Origin of the sequence: Streptomyces sp. NPDC102462, assembly GCF_044765425.1 — a bacterium.
Classification (GTDB): domain Bacteria; phylum Actinomycetota; class Actinomycetes; order Streptomycetales; family Streptomycetaceae; genus Streptomyces.
The window spans coordinates 1-1,172 of sequence record NZ_JBIWKB010000165.1; the positions used below are offsets into that span (position 1 = coordinate 1).

At 68.9% G+C, this 1,172-nt stretch carries 1 pseudogene; it reads right to left on the reverse strand.

The features are described from left to right. Nucleotides 1-1,172 (reverse strand): annotated as a pseudogene (locus ACIRFL_RS43860) (alpha-1,4-glucan--maltose-1-phosphate maltosyltransferase); the annotation flags it as partial.

The window sequence follows — 1,172 nt, forward strand, 5'->3', positions numbered from 1 at the left end:
GCGGATGGTGTTGAGGCGGGTGATGAGGGGGGCGATGGTGCGGTGCTCGCGTGCGGCGGTGTCCCAGTCGCGGGGGGTGAGCTGGTACTTCTCGGAGTCGAGGTATTCCTCGCTGCCTTCGCGCAGGGGGGTGTTCTCGCACAGTTCGTAGCCGCTGTAGATGCCCCAGGTGGGGGAGAGGGTGGCGGCGAGGACGGCGCGGGTCTCGAAGGCGGGGCGGCCGCCGTGCTGGAGGTAGGCGTGGAGGATGTCGGGGGTGTTGGTGAACAGGTTGGGCCGCATGTAGGCGGCGGCCTCGCCGGTGAGTTCGGTGAAGTAGTCGGTGAGTTCCTGCTTGGTGGTGCGCCAGGTGAAGTAGGTGTAGGACTGCTGGAAGCCGATCTGGGCGAGGGTGTGCATCATCGCGGGGCGGGTGAAGGCCTCGGCGAGGAAGACGACGTCGGGGTCGGTGGTGTTGATGTCGGCGATGACGCGTTCCCAGAAGACGACGGGTTTGGTGTGGGGGTTGTCGACGCGGAAGATGCGTACGCCGTGGCTCATCCAGTGGCGCAGGATGCGGAGGGTTTCGGTGATCAGGCCGTCCATGTCGGCGTCGAAGGCGAGGGGGTGGATGTCCTGGTACTTCTTGGGGGGGTTCTCGGCGTGGGCGATGGTGCCGTCGGTGCGGCGGTGGAACCAGCGGGGGTGTTTGTGCACCCAGGGGTGGTCGGGGGAGCACTGCAGGGCGAGGTCGAGGGCGATTTCCAGGCCGAGGGCGTTGGCCCGGTGGACGAAGTGGTCGAAGTCCTCCAGGGTGCCCAGCCTGGGGTGGACGGTGTCGTGGCCGCCTTCGGGTGAGCCGATGGCCCAGGGGACGCCGACGTCGTCGGGGTGGGCGGTGAGGGTGTTGTTGCGGCCTTTGCGGTGGGTGGTGCCGATGGGGTGGATCGGGGGGAGGTAGACGACGTCGAAGCCCATGTCGGCGATGGGTCCGAGGCGTCGGGCGGCGGTGCGGAAGGTGCCGTGGGGCTCTTCGGGTGTGCCCTCGGAGCGGGGGAAGAACTCGTACCAGGAGCCGTACAGGGCGCGTTCGCGTTCCACGAGCAGTACCAGCGGCGCCGAGGCGGTCACCAGGTCCCGCAGCGGATACCGGGCCAGCACCCCGGCCACCTCCGGCGCCAGCGCCACCGCCA